17 protein-coding genes are annotated in these 17311 nt (G+C 63.2%); 16 read left to right on the forward strand and 1 reads right to left on the reverse strand.

The features are described 5' to 3' along the window. Positions 1-19 precede the first annotated feature (19 nt). The 10 genes from cmk (at position 20) to cysM (ending at position 9965) form a co-directional block, all read left to right on the forward strand. Positions 20-706, forward strand: a complete 687-nt coding sequence (cmk, locus tag BLV45_RS03435) for a (d)CMP kinase (RefSeq protein WP_090528986.1) — start codon at positions 20-22, stop codon at positions 704-706. Between the two features lie 173 nt (positions 707-879). Next, positions 880-2595 carry a 30S ribosomal protein S1 gene (gene rpsA / locus BLV45_RS03440; RefSeq protein WP_090528989.1) on the forward strand — a complete coding sequence of 572 codons (1716 nt, stop codon included), beginning with the start codon at positions 880-882 and terminating at the stop codon, positions 2593-2595. Positions 2596-2617: 22 nt separating this feature from the next. Next, the gene (locus BLV45_RS03445; RefSeq protein WP_090528992.1) at positions 2618-2941 is read left to right on the forward strand and encodes an integration host factor subunit beta; all 324 of its coding nucleotides are present in this window, start codon (positions 2618-2620) and stop codon (positions 2939-2941) included. 220 nt (positions 2942-3161) lie between these two features. Next, positions 3162-3455: a LapA family protein gene (locus BLV45_RS03450; protein WP_090528995.1), complete on the forward strand. Its 294-nt coding sequence runs from the start codon at positions 3162-3164 to the stop codon at positions 3453-3455. Positions 3456-3521: 66 nt separating this feature from the next. Next, positions 3522-4697: a lipopolysaccharide assembly protein LapB gene (gene lapB / locus BLV45_RS03455; RefSeq protein WP_090528998.1), complete on the forward strand. Its 1176-nt coding sequence runs from the start codon at positions 3522-3524 to the stop codon at positions 4695-4697. A gap of 186 nt (positions 4698-4883) precedes the next feature. Next, positions 4884-6299 carry a UDP-glucose dehydrogenase family protein gene (locus tag BLV45_RS03460; RefSeq protein WP_090529001.1) on the forward strand — a complete coding sequence of 472 codons (1416 nt, stop codon included), beginning with the start codon at positions 4884-4886 and terminating at the stop codon, positions 6297-6299. A gap of 7 nt (positions 6300-6306) precedes the next feature. Continuing rightward, the gene (gene rfaE1, locus BLV45_RS03465) at positions 6307-7254 is read left to right on the forward strand and encodes a D-glycero-beta-D-manno-heptose-7-phosphate kinase (RefSeq protein WP_176954056.1); all 948 of its coding nucleotides are present in this window, start codon (positions 6307-6309) and stop codon (positions 7252-7254) included. Positions 7255-7338: 84 nt separating this feature from the next. Then, positions 7339-8331: an ADP-glyceromanno-heptose 6-epimerase gene (gene rfaD / locus BLV45_RS03470; RefSeq protein WP_090529008.1), complete on the forward strand. Its 993-nt coding sequence runs from the start codon at positions 7339-7341 to the stop codon at positions 8329-8331. A 77-nt stretch (positions 8332-8408) separates the two neighbouring features. Further along, complete coding sequence (locus BLV45_RS03475; protein WP_090529011.1) at positions 8409-8783, forward strand: ComEA family DNA-binding protein; 375 nt, start codon at positions 8409-8411, stop codon at positions 8781-8783. Between the two features lie 279 nt (positions 8784-9062). Further along, positions 9063-9965: a cysteine synthase CysM gene (gene cysM / locus BLV45_RS03480; RefSeq protein ID WP_090529014.1), complete on the forward strand. Its 903-nt coding sequence runs from the start codon at positions 9063-9065 to the stop codon at positions 9963-9965. Between the two features lie 97 nt (positions 9966-10062). Here cysM and mltB read toward each other — a convergent pair whose 3' ends face one another. Further along, positions 10063-11304: a lytic murein transglycosylase B gene (gene mltB / locus BLV45_RS03485; RefSeq protein ID WP_090529018.1), complete on the reverse strand. Its 1242-nt coding sequence runs from the start codon at positions 11302-11304 to the stop codon at positions 10063-10065. Positions 11305-11498: 194 nt separating this feature from the next. On the opposite strand from mltB, the gene BLV45_RS03490 reads away from it, so the two are divergent. The 6 genes from BLV45_RS03490 to BLV45_RS03515 all read left to right on the forward strand — a co-directional run bounded on the left by BLV45_RS03490 (position 11499) and on the right by BLV45_RS03515 (position 17202). After that, on the forward strand, positions 11499-12422 hold the full coding sequence (locus tag BLV45_RS03490; RefSeq protein ID WP_090531027.1) for a histone deacetylase family protein: 924 nt from the start codon (positions 11499-11501) through the stop codon (positions 12420-12422). 240 nt (positions 12423-12662) lie between these two features. Then, positions 12663-13697, forward strand: coding sequence for a methionine ABC transporter ATP-binding protein (locus tag BLV45_RS03495; protein WP_090529021.1), 1035 nt, complete (start codon positions 12663-12665; stop codon positions 13695-13697). Further along, complete coding sequence (locus BLV45_RS03500; protein WP_090529024.1) at positions 13687-14340, forward strand: methionine ABC transporter permease; 654 nt, start codon at positions 13687-13689, stop codon at positions 14338-14340. The genes BLV45_RS03495 and BLV45_RS03500 overlap by 11 nt, the downstream gene beginning before the upstream one ends. Before the next feature lie 53 nt (positions 14341-14393). Further along, the gene (locus tag BLV45_RS03505; protein WP_090529027.1) at positions 14394-15197 is read left to right on the forward strand and encodes a MetQ/NlpA family ABC transporter substrate-binding protein; all 804 of its coding nucleotides are present in this window, start codon (positions 14394-14396) and stop codon (positions 15195-15197) included. A gap of 297 nt (positions 15198-15494) precedes the next feature. Beyond that, the gene (locus BLV45_RS03510; RefSeq protein ID WP_090529030.1) at positions 15495-16244 is read left to right on the forward strand and encodes an electron transfer flavoprotein subunit beta/FixA family protein; all 750 of its coding nucleotides are present in this window, start codon (positions 15495-15497) and stop codon (positions 16242-16244) included. A 22-nt stretch (positions 16245-16266) separates the two neighbouring features. Next, positions 16267-17202, forward strand: a complete 936-nt coding sequence (locus tag BLV45_RS03515) for an electron transfer flavoprotein subunit alpha/FixB family protein (protein ID WP_090531030.1) — start codon at positions 16267-16269, stop codon at positions 17200-17202. Positions 17203-17311 lie beyond the last annotated feature (109 nt).

Raw genomic sequence — 17311 nt, forward strand, 5'->3', positions numbered from 1 at the left:
ACCTGACGCGCGACCCTAGATGAAACCGATCCGTCCCTTTCACCAGACGCCTGTCATCACGATCGACGGCCCGACCGCCTCCGGCAAGGGCACCGTCGCCGCGCTGGTTGCCGCGCACCTTGGCTTTCACCTGCTGGACAGCGGCGCGCTGTACCGGCTGGCCGCGCTGGCGAGCCTGCGCTACGCCATCCAGACCGACGACGCCGATGCGCTGGCCGCGTTGATCAACGACCTGCACATCACGTTCCGCGAAGGGCTTGCGCAGCTCGACGGCGTGGACGTTTCCGCCGAAATCCGCAAGGAAGAGATCGGCAACCGGGCTTCGGCGATCGCGGTTCACGCGCCCGTGCGGGCCGCGCTGGTGGCACGCCAGCGGGCGTTTCGCAAGGAACCGGGGCTGGTCGCCGACGGCCGCGACATGGGCACGGTAATCTTCCAGGACGCAACGCTGAAGGTGTTCCTGACCGCCAGCGCGGAGGCCCGCGCCGCGCGACGGTATAAGCAATTGATCCAAAAAGGAATTTCTGCTAATATAGATGACTTGCTCCGGGATTTGCGCGAGCGCGACGAACGCGATAGTCAGCGCGCGGCTGCGCCGCTCAAGCCCGCGGCGGACGCAAGGCTTCTGGATACCTCGTCGCTTTCGGTCGACCAGACGGTCGAACAGGTGGTGCAGTGGTACCAGAGCGTAGTGGTGAAAAGTTAGTCAAAGCAGTTTGCCGTTGATTGTGTAGTGCAGTAGGTGCTTCGCGATAGGCGCGAAGCGTGTTTTAACCCCTTAACCCCGCGTGGCATTCGTATTTTTGCCCTGTTCGCCCAGCGAATTCGCTGGCCATTCCGGCCGGCAGGCAGCGCGAAAACCCGCAACTTCTGATTTTTATGTCCGACCTGCAAACCTCTACCCCGAATACCGAATCTTTTGCGGCTCTGTTCGAAGAGTCGCTGACCAAGCAGGACATGCGCGCTGGCGAAGTGATCTCCGCCGAAGTCGTGCGTGTCGACCACAACTTCGTGGTCGTGAATGCTGGTCTCAAGTCCGAAGCCTACATCCCGCTCGAAGAGTTCCTGAACGACGCGGGCGAGGTAGAAGTGCAGGCGGGCGACTTCGTTTCCGTCGCGATCGACGCGCTGGAAAACGGCTATGGCGACACGATCCTGTCGCGCGACAAGGCGAAGCGTCTGGCTTCGTGGCTGTCGCTGGAAAAGGCTCTCGACAACAACGAACTCGTGACCGGCACGATCACGGGCAAGGTCAAGGGCGGCATGACCGTCATGGTCAATGGCATCCGCGCGTTCCTGCCGGGTTCGCTGGTTGACACGCGTCCGGTCAAGGACACGACCCCGTACGAAGGCAAGACCCTCGAATTCCGCGTCATCAAGCTCGACCGCAAGCGTAACAACGTCGTGCTGTCGCGCCGTGCCGTGATCGAAGCCACGCAAGGCGAAGAGCGCGCAAAGCTGCTCGAGACGCTGAAGGAAGGCGCGATCGTGGAAGGCGTGGTGAAGAACATCACCGATTACGGCGCGTTCGTGGACCTCGGCGGTATCGACGGCCTGCTGCACATCACCGACATCGCATGGCGTCGTGTGCGTCACCCGAGCGAAGTGCTGTCGGTTGGCCAGGAAGTCACCGCGAAGATCCTCAAGTTCGATCAGGAAAAGAACCGCGTTTCGCTGGGCATCAAGCAACTCGGCGACGATCCGTGGGAAGGCATTTCCCGCCGTTACCCGTCGGGCACGCGCCTGTTCGGCAAGGTCACGAACATCACCGACTACGGCGCATTCGTCGAAGTCGAATCGGGCATCGAAGGCCTGGTTCACGTGTCGGAAATGGACTGGACGAACAAGAACGTTGCACCGTCGAAGGTTGTGCAACTGGGCGACGAAGTCGAAGTCATGGTTCTCGAAATCGACGAAGACCGTCGCCGTATCAGCCTCGGCATGAAGCAATGCAAGCCGAACCCGTGGGACGACTTCAGCCGCAACTTCAAGAAGGGCGACAAGCTGCAAGGCGCAATCAAGTCGATCACCGACTTCGGCGTCTTCATCGGTCTGCCGGGCGGCATCGACGGTCTGGTTCACCTGTCGGACCTGTCGTGGAGCGAAACCGGCGAAGAAGCCGTTCGCAAGTACAAGAAGGGCGACGAAGTCGAAGCCATCGTTCTCGGCATCGACGTCGAGAAGGAACGCATTTCGCTGGGTATCAAGCAACTCGAAGGCGACCCGTTCAGCAACTTCGTTGCGATGAACGACAAGGGTTCGATCGTCGACGGCGTGGTCAAGACGGTGGATGCGAAGGGCGCAGTGGTTCAGTTGTCGGCGGAAGTCGAAGGCTATCTGCGCGCTTCGGAACTGTCGCAAGACCGCGTGGAAGATGCACGCAACGTCCTGAAGGACGGCGACAAGGTCAATGCGATGATCATCAACATCGACCGCAAGTCGCGTGGCATCAACCTGTCGATCAAGGCCAAGGATTCGGCAGAGCAACAGGAAGCGATCCGCGGCCTGGCTTCGTCGGATTCGAGCTCGGCTGCAACCGGCACGACGAACCTCGGCGCGCTGCTGAAGGCCAAGCTCGACGGCCAGAACCAGTAAGCCTTAAGAGGTCTGCTGCAGTATGACCAAATCGGAATTGGTCGCCCAGCTGGCTACGCGATTTCCGCAGCTTGTACTCAAAGATGCGGATTTCGCGGTGAAGACGATGCTTGATGCGATGTCGGAGGCGCTTGCCAACGGTCATCGCATTGAAATTCGTGGCTTCGGCAGCTTCGGCTTGAACCGTCGTCCTTCCCGCGTCGGACGCAATCCGAAATCGGGCGAAAAGGTGCTGGTACCTGAGAAGTACGTACCGCACTTCAAGCCTGGCAAGGAATTGCGCGAACGCGTCGATGGTCGCGCGGGCGAGCCGTTGAAAGCCGAGTCGCCGGACGACGATCTGTGAGATTGAGCAGCGTCGTCGGTGTCCAGTGCAGACGGCAAAGACCAGAAAAAGCGCCTTCGGGCGCTTTTTTTTCGTCTGTCCCGTTCGTCATTCCCCTGTGGTTCGCGCCTCACGGGGAATGCTTCATTTACAATACGGGTCACTTCGGCGCGGGCAATTCCGTGGCGCGACGCGTCATCAGGCCGGCGTCATCCCGCAACTGCCGTCAAGAGACATATTCATGAAATTTATCGTCTGGTTGATCCGCGTTCTGGTGTTCGTGTTGCTGCTGGTGCTCGCGTTCGCCAATACGCAACCCGCCACGCTGAATTTCCTCGCCGGTTATGCGTGGCAGGCGCCGCTGATCCTGGTCGGTCTCGCGTTCTTCGTCGTCGGGTTGCTGGCGGGTCTGTTGTCGTCGATGCCGGCCATGGTTCGCCTGCGGCTTGAAAACGGCCGTCTGAAACGCGAATTGCGCGCCGTGCGCGAGACGCCCGTGGTTGTCGAAGAACCGCCGCTGCCGCCGCTGATCTAGTTTTCTTCCTGCCGCGTGCGCGGTTTGCGCACGCTGGCGTTCAATTCCCACTTCCGAACAATTCGCATGGATCTGGATTTCTGGTGGCTACTCGCCATACCCGTCGCGTTCGCGTTGGGCTGGATGGCGGCGCGGTATGACCTCAAAACGCTGCTGTCCGAAAGCGCCAACCTTCCGCGTTCGTATTTTCGCGGCCTGAACTTCCTGCTGAACGAACAGCCGGACCAGGCCATCGATGCGTTCATCGAAGTCGTGAAGCTCGATCCTGAAACCATCGAGCTGCATTTCGCGCTGGGCAACCTGTTCCGGCGTCGCGGCGAGACCGAACGCGCGATCCGCGTGCATCAGAACCTGTTGAGCCGGGCGGATCTGCCTGTCACGGAGCGCGACCACGCGCTGTTCGAGCTGGGACAGGATTTCCTGAAGGCGGGCCTGCTCGATCGCGCGGAGGAGACGTTCCGTTCGCTCAAGTCGGGTGATTACGCGATGGGCGCACAGCGCGCGCTTCTCACGATCTATGGAATCGAGAAGGACTGGAACAAATCCATCGATACCGCGCGCCAGCTTGAAACGATGGGCTCGGAGCCGCTTGAAAAGGAAGTCGCGCAGTTTCATTGCGAGCTCGCGCAGGAAGCGCTGCAGCAGCAGGATGCGGAAGAGGCGCGCCGGCAACTCGGTCTCGCGCTGAAGGCGAATCCGCAGAGCGTGCGCGCGACGATCCTGTCTGGCGACGTCGATGCCGCGGGCGGCGCACAGGAAGCGGCGATCGCGCAGTGGCTGCATGTCGAGGCGCAGAATCCCGCGTATCTGCCGCTCGTCGCGGAAAAACTGCTGAAGGCCTATCAGGCGCTCGGCCGGGGTGAAGAGGGCGCGGATCTGATGGCCACGTGGATCGACCGCTATCCGTCGAACGATCTGCTCGACGCCGCGTACCAGCATGTCGCCGCGTTGCGTGGCCCGGAGGCGGCGCACGCGCTGGCGCGGGCGCAGATGCAGAAGTCGCCGAATCTGGCGGGCATGACGCGTCTGCTCGAAGCGCAGCAGTCCACGGCCGAAGAGCCGCGCCGCAGCGAGCTGGAACTGATGCGCACGTTGATCCGGCAGCGCACGAAGAACCTGCCGCGCTACACGTGCCAGAATTGCGGATTCCGGGCGCGCCTTTTCTACTGGCAATGCCCGGGCTGTAGCGGTTGGGAAACCTATGCGCCGCGCCGGGTCGAGCCGATCACCGCGCCGAACTGAATATCGGGCGCGGGTCTTCGACCTGGGCGACCGCCAGCGGCGCGGCGTCCGCCGTTAGAGGCGTCGCGCGCGCATGACGCGCAGCCGCTTCGCCGTGGCGCGATGGCTTGAACGGCGACCGCTGCCCACCGTAACAACCGGGTTCGCGAGGCGAATCCATCACCGGAAACCATGACCGGAGCGCGTATGAAAATCACTATTATCGGCACGGGCTATGTTGGCCTCGTCACGGGCGCGTGCCTCGCCGAAATCGGCAACGACGTGTTCTGCCTCGACGTCGACCAGCGCAAGATCGACATTCTCAATAGCGGCGGCGTGCCGATCCACGAGCCGGGCCTCCAGGAAATCATCGCGCGTACGCGCGCGGCCGGGCGCATCCAGTTTTCGACGGACGTCGAAGCGAGCGTCGCGCACGGCGAAGTGCAGTTCATCGCGGTCGGCACGCCGCCCGATGAAGACGGCTCGGCCGATCTGCAATACGTGCTCGAAGCGGCCCGCAATATCGGCCGCCACATGACGGCCTACAAGGTGATCGTCGATAAATCGACGGTGCCGGTCGGCACGGCCCAGCGCGTGCAGGGCGTGATCAACGAGGAACTCGCGAAACGGGGCCTTGCGGGCAGCGCGCAGCATCAATTCTCGGTGGTGTCGAATCCTGAGTTTCTGAAGGAAGGTGCCGCCGTCGACGACTTCATGCGCCCCGATCGCATCGTGCTCGGCAGCGACGACGACGAAGCCGGAATGCGCGCGCGCGAAAAGATGAAGCGCCTGTACGCGCCGTTCAACCGTAACCACGAACGCACGCTTTACATGGATGTCCGTTCGGCCGAATTCACGAAGTACGCGGCAAATGCGATGCTGGCCACGCGCATTTCGTTCATGAACGAAATGGCGAACCTGGCGGATCGCGTCGGCGCGGATATCGAAGCGGTGCGTCGAGGTATCGGTTCGGACCCGCGTATCGGCTATCACTTTCTGTACGCCGGTTGTGGCTACGGCGGCTCGTGTTTTCCGAAGGACGTGCAGGCGCTGATCCGCACGGCGGCCGAGACGGGCCCGGGCCTGCGCATTCTCGAAGCGGTCGAGGAAGTGAACCACGAGCAGAAGGAAGTGCTCGTGCGCAAGATCACCAAGATGCTCGGCAGCGACCTGACGGGCCGTACGTTCGCCGTCTGGGGTCTCGCGTTCAAGCCGAATACCGACGACATGCGCGAAGCACCGAGCCGTCGCGTGATCGCCGATCTGCTCGCGCGCGGCGCGTCGGTGCGCGCGTACGATCCGGTCGCGGTGGACGAAGCGCGGCGCGTCTTCAACCTCGATCTCGGTCATGAGCCCGCGCAACTCGCGCGGCTGCATTTCACCGCGACGCAGGACGAGACGCTCTCCGGCGCGGATGCCCTCGTGATCGTCACGGAATGGAAGGAGTTCAAGAGCCCGGATTTCGTCCATCTGAAGGCGGTGCTCAAGTCGCCGCTGATTTTCGATGGCCGCAACCTGTACGAACCCGAAGCGATGACCGAACTCGGCATCGACTATCACTCGATTGGACGTCCGCATGTCGAACTTTCCGAATCTACGGTCAACGCCTCATCCAATGCCTGAGCACGCCATGCCCATTCCCGATGTGGGTGTCGTCCCGCGCGCCCGGCTCGCGGGTGCCCGTGTTCTGGTGGTCGGCGACGTGATGCTGGATCGCTACTGGTTTGGCGACGTCAACCGCATTTCGCCTGAAGCGCCGGTGCCCGTCGTTCATGTGCAGAAGCAGGAAGACCGGCTGGGCGGCGCGGCGAACGTCGCGCGCAATGCGGTCGCGCTCGGTGCGCAGACGGGCCTCTTGTGCGTCGTCGGTCACGACGAGCCGGGCGAGCGCGTCGTGCAGTTGCTTCAGGATAGCGGCGTCGCGGCTCACCTCGAGCGCGATCCGGCGCTCCTGACCACGATCAAGCTGCGCGTGCTTTCGCGTCAGCAGCAACTGCTGCGCGTCGATTTCGAGAACACGCCGGCGCATGAAATCCTGCTTGCGGGTCTCGCGCGCTTCGACGAACTGCTGCCCGCTCACGACGTGATCCTGATGTCGGATTACGCGAAGGGCGGTCTCACGCACGTGACGCAGATGATCGCGCACGCCCGCACGGCCGGCAAACCGGTGCTGGTCGACCCGAAGGGCGACGACTGGGAACGCTATCGCGGCGCCACGCTGATCACGCCGAACCGCGCGGAGCTGCGCGAGGTGGTCGGGCAGTGGAAGTCGGAGGATGACCTGCATGCGCGCGTGGCGGCGCTGCGCGCGTCGCTCGACTTCAAGGCGCTGCTGCTGACGCGCTCGGAGGAGGGCATGACGCTCTTCACCGACGAAGGCGTGCTGCACGCTTTGGCCGATGCACGCGAAGTGTATGATGTCTCGGGTGCGGGCGACACCGTGATCGCCACGCTCGCCGTCATGCTCGGCGCGGGCCTGTCGCTCGTCGAAGCCGTCGGGCTCGCGAATCGCGCGGCCGGCATCGTGGTCGGCAAACTCGGCACTGCTACCGTCGACTACGACGAACTCTTTCAATGATGTCGCGCATCGCCCGCCCCTCGCGTCCCGTCGCGAGGCCGGCGGCGGGTTGCGAAGGCTGAACCTCATTTCCGCAGGACGACCATGACCCTCATCGTCACCGGCGCGGCCGGTTTTATCGGCAGCAATCTCGTCAAGGCGCTCAACGAACGCGGCGAGCAACGGATCATCGCCGTGGATAACCTCACGCGCGCGGACAAGTTCAAGAACCTCGTCGATTGCGAAATCGACGACTACCTCGACAAGACCGAATTCACCGAGCGCTTTACGCGCGGCGACTTCGGCAAGGTGCGCGCGGTGTTTCACGAGGGCGCCTGTTCGGACACGATGGAAACCGACGGCCGCTACATGATGGACAACAACTTCCGCTACAGCCGCGCGGTGCTCGACGCCTGCCAGGCGCAGGGCGCGCAGTTCCTGTACGCATCGTCGGCGGCGACCTATGGCGGCTCGAGCCGCTTCGTCGAAGAGCGAGAAGTGGAGAAGCCGCTGAACGTATACGGCTACTCGAAATTCCTGTTCGACCAGGTGATCCGCCGCGTGTTGCCGACGGCGAAGAGCCAGATCGCCGGCTTTCGCTACTTCAACGTGTACGGCCAGCGCGAGACGCATAAGGCGCGCATGGCTTCGGTGGCGTTTCACAACTTCAACCAGTTCCGCTCGGAAGGCAAGGTCAAGCTGTTCGGCGAGTACAACGGCTATAACCCGGGCGAGCAGACGCGCGATTTCGTTTCGGTCGAAGACGTCGTGAAGGTCAACCTGTTCTTCCTCGATCATCCGGAGAAGTCGGGCATCTTCAATCTCGGTAGCGGCCGTGCGCAGCCGTTCAACGACATCGCCTCGACGGTGGTCAACACGCTGCGCGCGCTGAACAGCGAGCCGGCGCTCTCGCTCGCGGAGCAGGTGCAACGCGGGCTGATCGAGTACATTCCGTTCCCCGATGCGCTGCGCGGCAAGTATCAGTGCTTCACGCAGGCCGATCTCACGAAGCTGCGCGCGGCCGGCTACGACGCGCCGTTCCTGAGCGTGCAGGAAGGTGTCGATCGCTACGTGCGTTGGCTGTTCGGCCAGCTTTAAAGCCCTCCTGCGCGTTAATACACTGGAGTCTCCTGGTCGGCGGCAGTCGCCGGCCGGTTGTTCAAGGGAGATTCCACATGTTCAAAAAATTTCTGGTTCTGGCGGCACTGCTCGCTTCGTTCGGTCACGCATTCGCATCGGTGGACGTCAACACCGCCAATGAGGACGCGTTGCGCGGCATCAAGGGCATCGGCCCCGCACGCGCGAAGGCGATTCTCGACGAGCGCACCGCGCACGGCCCGTTCAAGGACGCCGCCGATCTCGGCAAGCGCGTAAAGGGCATGGGCGGTCACACGGTCGAGCGGCTCCAGTCTGAAGGCCTCGCGGTCGGCCCCGCTGGTGCGCAGAACACGGCTTCCGCGTCGGGCAAGCCGGCGCCAGCCGCAGCGGGTACAGCGACCGCCGCGAACACGAAGAAGGACGGCACGACCACCGTCGCGGTGAAGAAGTAACCTGAGACAGGTGGCCGCGTGCGTGTGAAAGGCGCGCGGCCGCCTGCCTGAAAGCGGAGCATCCACTTCTGGTGTGAAGCACGGCGTAACGCGCCTTCAGCCGTCAACCCGATGACTGGCGCCCGCAAGTTTTTCAGGCGCGCGTTCATGCGCAGGTGCGCGGGCCCGTGCGTCGTCGACACGCGCGTGCGTCCACACGGTCAGGAGGGCCGCCCGGCAGGTGTGGTCATGGTGGTTTAGAATCGACAGATTCCGCGCATCGCTTTCCAGATATTCGATATGGCTTACAAAACAATTGAAGACACGATTGGCAATACGCCGCTCGTTCAACTCGTCCGCCTTCCGGACGACGAAATCCGTAGCCGCAACAACGTGATTCTCGGCAAGCTCGAAGGCAACAATCCGGCGGGTTCCGTGAAGGACCGTCCGGCGCTTTCGATGATCAGGAAAGCGGAAGAGCGCGGTCGTATCAAGCCAGGCGACACGCTGATCGAATCGACAAGCGGAAACACGGGCATCGCGCTCGCCATGGCTGCGGCGATCCGCGGGTACAAGATGATGCTGGTCATGCCCGAAGACCTGTCGGTCGAGCGGCGCCAGAGCATGGCGGCGTACGGCGCGGAGATCGTTCTCACGCCCGTCACGGGCGGCATGGAATACGCACGTGACCTCGCCGAGCAGATGCAGCGCGAAGGCAAGGGCACGATCCTCGACCAGTTCGCCAATCCCGATAATCCGCTCGCTCACTACGAGACGACCGGCCCGGAAATCTGGAAGGACACGGAAGGCCGCGTCACGCATTTCGTCTCGGCGATGGGCACCACGGGCACGATCATGGGCGTATCGCAGTACCTGAAGGAAAAGAACCATTCGATCGAGATTGTCGGTGCGCAGCCGGAAGAAGGCTCGCGTATTCCTGGCATCCGCAAATGGCAGGAAGCGTATCTGCCGAAGATTTTCGATCGCAGCCGCGTGGATCGCGTCGAGAACGTGAGCCAGGCAGCGGCCGAGGCGATGGCGCGGCGCATGGCCGCCGTCGAAGGCATCTTCTGCGGCATCTCCGCGGCAGGCGCGTGCGAAGTCGCCTTGCGCATCGCGCGTCAGGTCGAAAACGCGACGATCGTGTTCGTCGTGTGCGATCGCGGTGACCGCTATCTGTCGACCGGGGTGTTTCCCGCCTGATCGCTGCCAGCGTTCCTGTCTGGTATCGCCAATAAAAAAGCGCCGGGGTCGGCGCTTTTTCCATTCTACGACGTGACCTTCTTCATGCCCGGTCGGGCTACTGCGAGTTCGTGCCCGATGCGGCTGCGCCTGGCACGCCGGTCGAATTCGCTCCGGCGGCCGCTTCGCTCGCGACCTGCGCCTTGATGCGCTGCCCCAGTTGATACACGGCCAGCGCGTAGAAGAAGCTGCGGTTGTAGCGCGTGAGCACGTAGAAGTTTTTCAGGCCCAGCATGTATTCGGTTGCCCGGCCCGGCGTCGGCAGGTCGATCATCGCGACCGGCGTGCCGGCTTCCGATGCGACATCGAGCCCCGGCTCGTTCATCAGCATCCCCGCGCGCAGCAGTTGTTGAAGCGGCCAGTGCGGTTCAGGCTGACCATCGGCGGCGGCCTGCGCGATGCCCAGGCTACCCGAGTCCGACGCGATTTTCCACACCACCGGACGACCCGTTTCCCAGCCGTTCTGCTTCAGATAATTCGCGACGCTGCCAATCGCATCCGCCTGGCTCGTGCGCAGGTCGATCTGCTTGTTGCCGTCGAAGTCGACCGCGTATTGCACGATGCTGCTTGGCAGGAACTGCGGAATGCCGATGGCGCCCGTGTACGAGCCGAGCACCGAGTTCGGGTCGATCTGCGCGTCGCGCGTCCAGACCAGATAGTCTTCGAGATTCTTGCGGAACGTCGCCTGACGGTCGGCGCGATTGCGCGTGTTGGGGTAGTCGAAGGTCAGCGTGGTGAGCGCGTCGAGCACACGGAAGTTGCCCATGTAGCGCCCATAAATGGTCTCGACGCCGATGATGCCCACGATCACTTCCGGCGGCACGCCGAACTGTTCATACGCGCGCTGCAACGTCGCCTGGTTCGTGCGCCAGAAGCGCACCCCCGCGTTGATGCGCACCGTATCCAGGAAGCGCGACTGGTACACCCGCCAGTTCTTCACCGAAGGCGACGGCGAAGGCGTCACGAGTTTCACCGCGGTTGCCGAATAGCTCGCATGCGCGAACAGCGTGTGCAGCGTGGTGGAATCGAAATCGTAGCGCGCAACCATGTCGTTGATGAATGCGTCGACGTTCGGGTTGTTCGCGTAGCGTTGCGGAACGATCTCTTCTTCGAACGTTTGCCCCTGTGGCACGGGCTGCTCTGGTGAGCCCTGCGCGACGAGCACGGGTGCTTTTGCCCGCGTGGTCTGCGCCAGCGCCGCGGGCGATGCAATGAACGTACATGCGGCGACGGACAGCGCGGCGACGACGTGCGTTACGCGAAGCCGGTTGCGTGCGGACAGGGCAAGCTTGACGATCATAGGGCAGGGGTCGGTTCGGTGCGAAGGGTTCGGCGCAGTATACCCGACGGCATTCGCAAAACCACGGCCAGAGCGCGTCGCGGCGACCCGTTGTGGTAACTTGATGCCTGATACGCGTGCCATGTGCGGCGCGCGAAAACGAACGGAGACATGTCGGGCTGGCGTTGATCGCCAGGCGGCAGAAGAACACGCTCATGGCAACCGGCTTCTATTCCCACAACGACTGTCTGCTGCATGAAATGGGGCAATGGCATCCCGAGTGTCCGGCGCGCCTGCAGGCAATCGAAGATCAACTGATCGCAAGCCGCATCGATTCGCTGATCGAACGCGAATCGCCGCCGCTCGCCGACGATGAGGCGCTGCTGCGCGTGCATACGCAGGCGCATGTCGACTACATTCGAGGGTGCTCGCCGGACGAAGGTTACGCCGCGATCGACCCGGACACGTCGATGAACCCGCACACGTTGCAGGCCGCGTTGCGCGCGGCGGGCGCCGCGGTCGCGGCCACCGATGCCGTCATCGAAGGCCGCTACGACAACGCGTTCTGCAGCGTGCGCCCGCCCGGTCACCACGCGGAGCCGGCGCGCGCCATGGGGTTCTGCTTCTTCAACAACGTCGCGATTGCCGCGCGTCACGCGCTCGAGGTGCATGGCCTCGAGCGTGTCGCGATCGTCGATTTCGACGTGCATCACGGCAACGGCACCGAAGCCGCGTTTGCCGGCGACTCACGTGTGCTGATGTGCAGCTTCTTCCAGCATCCGTTCTATCCGTTCACGGGCGCCGACAACCAGGCGTCGAACATGGTCAACGTGCCGCTCCCCGCGCGCACGAAGGGCATGGTCATGCGCGAAGCCGTCGACCTGATGTGGCTGCCACGGCTTCATGAGTTCAAGCCGGAAATGATTTTCGTGTCGGCGGGATTCGACGCGCATCGCGAAGACGACCTCGGCAACATGGGCCTCGTCGAAGACGACTACGCGTGGTTGACCATGCAGATCCGCGATATCGCGGACCGTTACGCGAAAGGACGCATCGTCAGCACGCTGGAAGGCGGCTACAACCTCTCGGCGCTCGGTCGCAGCGTCGTCGCGCACGTACGCGCGCTCGCTGGCATCTGAGGCGCACCGGCGGGCGGGGCGTCGTCGGCGGCGTGCCGGTGCATTGGCGCGCGGCGCGCGCCAGGATCCCCCTGGTGCGGTTCTCTAATGCCTGAACGTAATGAAAAGATCGTAATTGATTATTAAAGGGAATGTCGCCGATGCGGTAAAATCGCGGCTCAAATCCCAATAAAAGTAGCGGCGGCTGGGTGTCGGAGCGCAAAACGCTCGTCGGACAGCACCGCCGTTTCGTTTTTCTACATGATCGAACTTCGCAATATCTCGCAGCGCTTCGCGGGGCCCAAAGGCTGGATCGAAGCACTGCATAACGTCAACCTGGCCATTCCGCCTGGCGAGGTGTTCGGCATCATCGGCCGCAGCGGCGCGGGCAAGAGCACGCTGGTGCGCACGATCAATCTGCTGACCCGTCCGACCGAAGGCAACATCGTCGTCAACGGCCGGGATCTGACGACGCTGCCCGCCGCGCAACTGCGCGAGGCGCGCCGCGAGATCGGCATGATCTTCCAGCATTTCAACCTGCTGTCCTCGCGGACGGTCTACGAGAACGTCGCGCTGCCGCTCGAGCTCGCCGGCATGAAGCGCGCCGAGATCGAGCTGACGGTGTTGCCGCTGCTCGAACTCGTCGGGCTGTCGGCGCAGAAGGATCGTTATCCGGCGCAGATCAGCGGCGGCCAGAAGCAGCGCGTCGGCATTGCGCGCGCGCTCGCGAGCAAGCCGAAAGTGCTGCTCTCCGACGAAGCCACGTCCGCGCTCGATCCCGAAACCACGCGCTCCATTCTCGATCTGCTGAGGCGCATCAACCGTGAACTCGGCTTGACGGTGGTCCTGATCACGCACCAGATGGATGTGATCAAGCAGGTCTGCGACCGCGTCGCGGTGCTGGACGCCGGGCGTGTCGTCGAAGAGGGCAAGGTCATCGATGTGTTCCTGCAGCCGCATCACGAAGTCACGCGCGCGCTGATCGGCGATGTGATCGCCCAGGAACTGCCGCCGGCGATGAAGGCGCGCGTCGCCGAACGTCTGAAGACGGGCAGCGGTCATCTGTTGCGTCTCGCGTTCACGGGTTCGGGTGTCGACCAGCCGATCCTGTCGGAGACGATTCGCCGCTACGAACTGGATTTCAACATCCTGCACGGCCAGATCGACGAGATCCAGGGTCAGGCGTTCGGCTCGCTCGCGGTGCTCGCGGGTGGCCAGCCAGCCAGGGTGGCCGAAGCGATCGTGTATCTGCGCGAACAGGGTGTGGTGGTCGAGGAGCTGTCGTATGTTGAGTGAAATGTTCGATATGTTCGTGCAGTCGTTCTGGGAAACGCTCGTGATGGTGGGCATTTCCGGACTCGTCGGCGCGCTGGCGGGTTTGCCGCTCGGCGTGCTGCTGTATCTGACGGACCGCGACGGCGTGCTGCAGAACGTCGGCGTGAACCGCGTGATGGGTGTGGTCGTCAATGCCGTGCGTTCAACGCCGTTCATCATTCTGCTGGTCGCGGTGATTCCCTTCACGCGCCTGGTTGTCGGCTCCTCGATCGGCACGGCCGCCGCGGTCGTGCCGCTGACGATCGCCGCCGCGCCGTTCATCGCGCGTCTGGTCGAGACGGCGCTGCGCGAAGTCGACCGCGGTCTCATCGAAGCTGCCCAGGCAATGGGCGCGACGACCAGCCAGATCGTCTTCAAGGTGCTGTTGCCGGAATCGCTGCCCGGCGTGATCGCCGGCCTCACGATCACGTTCGTTTCACTGGTTGGCTATTCGGCGATGGCCGGTGCGATCGGCGGTGGCGGTCTCGGCGACCTCGGCATCCGCTATGGATATCAACGGTTCCTGCCGCAGGTCATGCTGACGGTCGTCGTCATCCTGATCGTGTTCGTGCAACTGGTGCAGTCGTTCGGGGACTGGCTCGTGCGTCGTTTGAGCCATAAATAACAAAGGCGTCGCCCATCGCGGCAAGCCGCTCATCCAGATTGGAAAGGTCAGTCATGCAACGTCGTTTTGTTCTCAAGCTCGCCGCCGTGTTCGGCGCCGCATCGCTGTTCGCATCGGCCGCGACGCTCGCCCTGGCGGACGAAACCATCAAGGTCGGCGTCACGGGTGGCCCGCACGCGCAGATCATGGAAGTCGTCAAAACGGTCGCCGCGAAGAAAGGGCTGAACATCAACATCGTCGAGTTCTCGGACTACGTGCAGCCGAACGCGGCGCTGGCCGGCGGCGATCTCGATGCCAACAGCTACCAGCACGACCCGTATCTGCAGGCGCAGGTGAAGGACCGTGGCTACAAGCTGATCCGCGTGGCCGATACCGTCACGTACCCGATGGGCATCTATTCGAAGAAGATCAGGACGCTCGCCGAGCTGAAGCCCGGCGCGAAGATCGCGGTGCCGAACGACCCGACCAACGGAGGCCGCGCGTTGCTGTTGCTGCAGAAGCAGGGGCTGCTGAAGCTGCGCGCCGACGCCGGCCTGAAGGCGACGCCGCTCGACATCGTCGAGAACCCGAAGAAGCTGAAGATCGTCGAACTCGACGCCGCGCAGATCCCGCGTTCGCTGAACGACGTCGACGCCGCCGCGATCAACACGAATTTCGCAATGGAAGCGGGCCTGAAGCCGAAGCAGGACGCGATCGCGATCGAAGATGCGAACGGTCCGTACGTGAACATCATCGCGATCCGCGAAGCCGACAGGAACAAGCCGTGGGTCGCGAAGCTGGTGGCTGCCTACCACTCGCCGGAGGTGAAGCAGTTCATCGACGGCAAGTTCGGCGGCGCTGTCATCACGGCCTGGTAAGGGCTCACCGGGCCTGACCGGCCCGGTGAGCGTGACGGGCGCGAGACCGGACTATCCGCCTCGTCCGGCAGTTACGGCAAGTGCCGACCGCATGCAATCTCGAAATTAGAGGCATAGGTCATAACCCGGGCTTGTCGCCCGGGTTTTTTCGATATTAAAATAGAACGATCGTTCGCTAACCCTGTCGCGTTGTGAAGGAGCGATATTTCCGATGCAGACAGCCGGCGGGCGGCTGCCGCGAGGGCAGTCGTTATAATGACCGTCAGGTTGACGTATTCGTAACTTTGGAGCGTGTGCATGAAAATCCTGGTGCCAGTCAAGAGAGTGGTCGATTACAACGTGAAGGTCCGGGTGAAGTCGGACGGCACGGGTGTGGACATCGCGAACGTGAAGATGTCGATGAATCCGTTCGACGAGATCGCGGTGGAGGAAGCGGTGCGGCTGCGCGAGGCGGGCGTGGCGACTGAAGTGATCGCGGTGTCGTGTGGCGTGACGCAGTCGCAGGAAACGCTGCGCACGGCGCTCGCGATCGGCGCGGACCGCGCGATCCTGATCGAGTCGAACGAGGATCTGCAGCCGCTGGCGGTCGCGAAGCTGTTGAAGGCACTGGTCGACAGGGAACAGCCACAGCTGGTTATTCTGGGCAAACAGGCGATCGACGACGATTCGAACCAGACCGGCCAGATGCTGGCTGCGCTGGCCAGCCTGCCGCAGGCGACGTTCGCGTCGAAGGTGGTGGTGGCGGACGGCAAGGCGACGGTGTCGCGCGAAGTCGACGGCGGTGCCGAAACGCTGTCGCTGAAGCTGCCGGCGGTGGTCACCACCGATCTGCGCCTGAACGAGCCGCGCTACGTGACACTGCCCAACATCATGAAGGCGAAGAAGAAGCCGCTGGAGACGCTCAAGCCCGAGGATCTCGGGGTGGACGTCACACCGCGCCTGAAGACGCTGAAGGTGGTCGAGCCGCCGAAGCGCAGCGCCGGCGTGAAGGTGGCGGATGTGAAGACGCTGGTCGAGAAGCTGAAGACCGAAGCCAGGGTGCTGTAAGGAGACGGACGAAATGACGAATCTGGTGAATCTTGTAATAGCAGAACACGATAACGCGTCGATCAAGGCGGCGACGCTGAACACGATCGCGGCGGCACAGAAGATCGGTGGCGACATTCACGTGCTGGTGGCGGGCCACAACGCGCAGGGCGCGGCGGACGCGGCAGCGAAGATCGCAGGCGTGAGCAAGGTGCTGCTGGCCGACGCGCCGCAACTCGAGGCGGGTCTGGCGGAAAACGTCGAGGCGACGGTGCTCAACATCGCGAAGCACTATTCACACATCCTCGCGCCGGCCACCGCGTACGGCAAGAACATCGCGCCGCGCATCGCGGCGAAGCTGGATGTCGCGCAGATCAGCGACATCACCGCGGTGGACAGCGCCGACACGTTCGAGCGCCCGATCTACGCGGGCAACGCGATTGCCACGGTCCAGTCGCAGGACGCGATCAAGGTGATCACGGTGCGCACGACCGGCTTCGACCCGGTTGCAGCCGTTGGCGGCAGCGCAACGGTGGAGAAGATCGAAGCCGCCGCCGACACGGGCCTGTCGCAGTTCGTGAGCCGCGAGGTGACGAAGCTGGACCGCCCGGAATTGACCTCGGCGAAGATCATCGTGTCGGGTGGGCGGGGGCTTGGCAGCGGCGAGAACTACACCAAGGTTCTCGAGCCGCTCGCGGACAAGCTGAACGCGGCACTAGGCGCATCGCGCGCGGCGGTCGACGCGGGGTTCGTGCCGAACGACTACCAGGTGGGCCAGACGGGCAAGATCGTGGCGCCGCAACTGTACGTGGCGGTGGGCATCTCGGGTGCGATCCAGCATCTGGCGGGCATGAAGGACTCGAAGGTGATCGTCGCGATCAACAAGGATCCGGAAGCGCCGATCTTCAGCGTCGCCGACTATGGTCTGGTGGGCGACCTGTTCACTGTCGTGCCGGAACTGGTGAGCGAACTGGGCTGAGCGGTGCTGAATGATGCACGAATGAACGGCGTCTTTTGACAGGACGTCTGGTAGCACTCAAAAGGGGCGAGGACCTGTAGTCCGGCGCCCCTTTTTTAAACTGCAGGCA

The sequence above is a fragment of the Paraburkholderia sartisoli genome (assembly GCF_900107685.1).
In the GTDB taxonomy this organism is placed as follows: domain Bacteria; phylum Pseudomonadota; class Gammaproteobacteria; order Burkholderiales; family Burkholderiaceae; genus Paraburkholderia; species Paraburkholderia sartisoli.

Bases quoted from the DNA above. Each gene is read 5' to 3' on its own strand.
- cmk (WP_090528986.1), top strand. From the start codon at position 20: ATGAAACCGATCCGTCCCTTTCACCAGACGCCTGTCATCACGATCGAC.
- rpsA (WP_090528989.1), top strand. From the start codon at position 880: ATGTCCGACCTGCAAACCTCTACCCCGAATACCGAATCTTTTGCGGCT.
- BLV45_RS03445 (WP_090528992.1), top strand. From the start codon at position 2,618: ATGACCAAATCGGAATTGGTCGCCCAGCTGGCTACGCGATTTCCGCAG.
- BLV45_RS03450 (WP_090528995.1), top strand. From the start codon at position 3,162: ATGAAATTTATCGTCTGGTTGATCCGCGTTCTGGTGTTCGTGTTGCTG.
- lapB (WP_090528998.1), top strand. From the start codon at position 3,522: ATGGATCTGGATTTCTGGTGGCTACTCGCCATACCCGTCGCGTTCGCG.
- BLV45_RS03460 (WP_090529001.1), top strand. From the start codon at position 4,884: ATGAAAATCACTATTATCGGCACGGGCTATGTTGGCCTCGTCACGGGC.
- rfaE1 (WP_176954056.1), top strand. From the start codon at position 6,307: ATGCCCATTCCCGATGTGGGTGTCGTCCCGCGCGCCCGGCTCGCGGGT.
- rfaD (WP_090529008.1), top strand. From the start codon at position 7,339: ATGACCCTCATCGTCACCGGCGCGGCCGGTTTTATCGGCAGCAATCTC.
- BLV45_RS03475 (WP_090529011.1), top strand. From the start codon at position 8,409: ATGTTCAAAAAATTTCTGGTTCTGGCGGCACTGCTCGCTTCGTTCGGT.
- cysM (WP_090529014.1), top strand. From the start codon at position 9,063: ATGGCTTACAAAACAATTGAAGACACGATTGGCAATACGCCGCTCGTT.
- mltB (WP_090529018.1), bottom strand. From the start codon at position 11,304: ATGATCGTCAAGCTTGCCCTGTCCGCACGCAACCGGCTTCGCGTAACG.
- BLV45_RS03490 (WP_090531027.1), top strand. From the start codon at position 11,499: ATGGCAACCGGCTTCTATTCCCACAACGACTGTCTGCTGCATGAAATG.
- BLV45_RS03495 (WP_090529021.1), top strand. From the start codon at position 12,663: ATGATCGAACTTCGCAATATCTCGCAGCGCTTCGCGGGGCCCAAAGGC.
- BLV45_RS03500 (WP_090529024.1), top strand. From the start codon at position 13,687: ATGTTGAGTGAAATGTTCGATATGTTCGTGCAGTCGTTCTGGGAAACG.
- BLV45_RS03505 (WP_090529027.1), top strand. From the start codon at position 14,394: ATGCAACGTCGTTTTGTTCTCAAGCTCGCCGCCGTGTTCGGCGCCGCA.
- BLV45_RS03510 (WP_090529030.1), top strand. From the start codon at position 15,495: ATGAAAATCCTGGTGCCAGTCAAGAGAGTGGTCGATTACAACGTGAAG.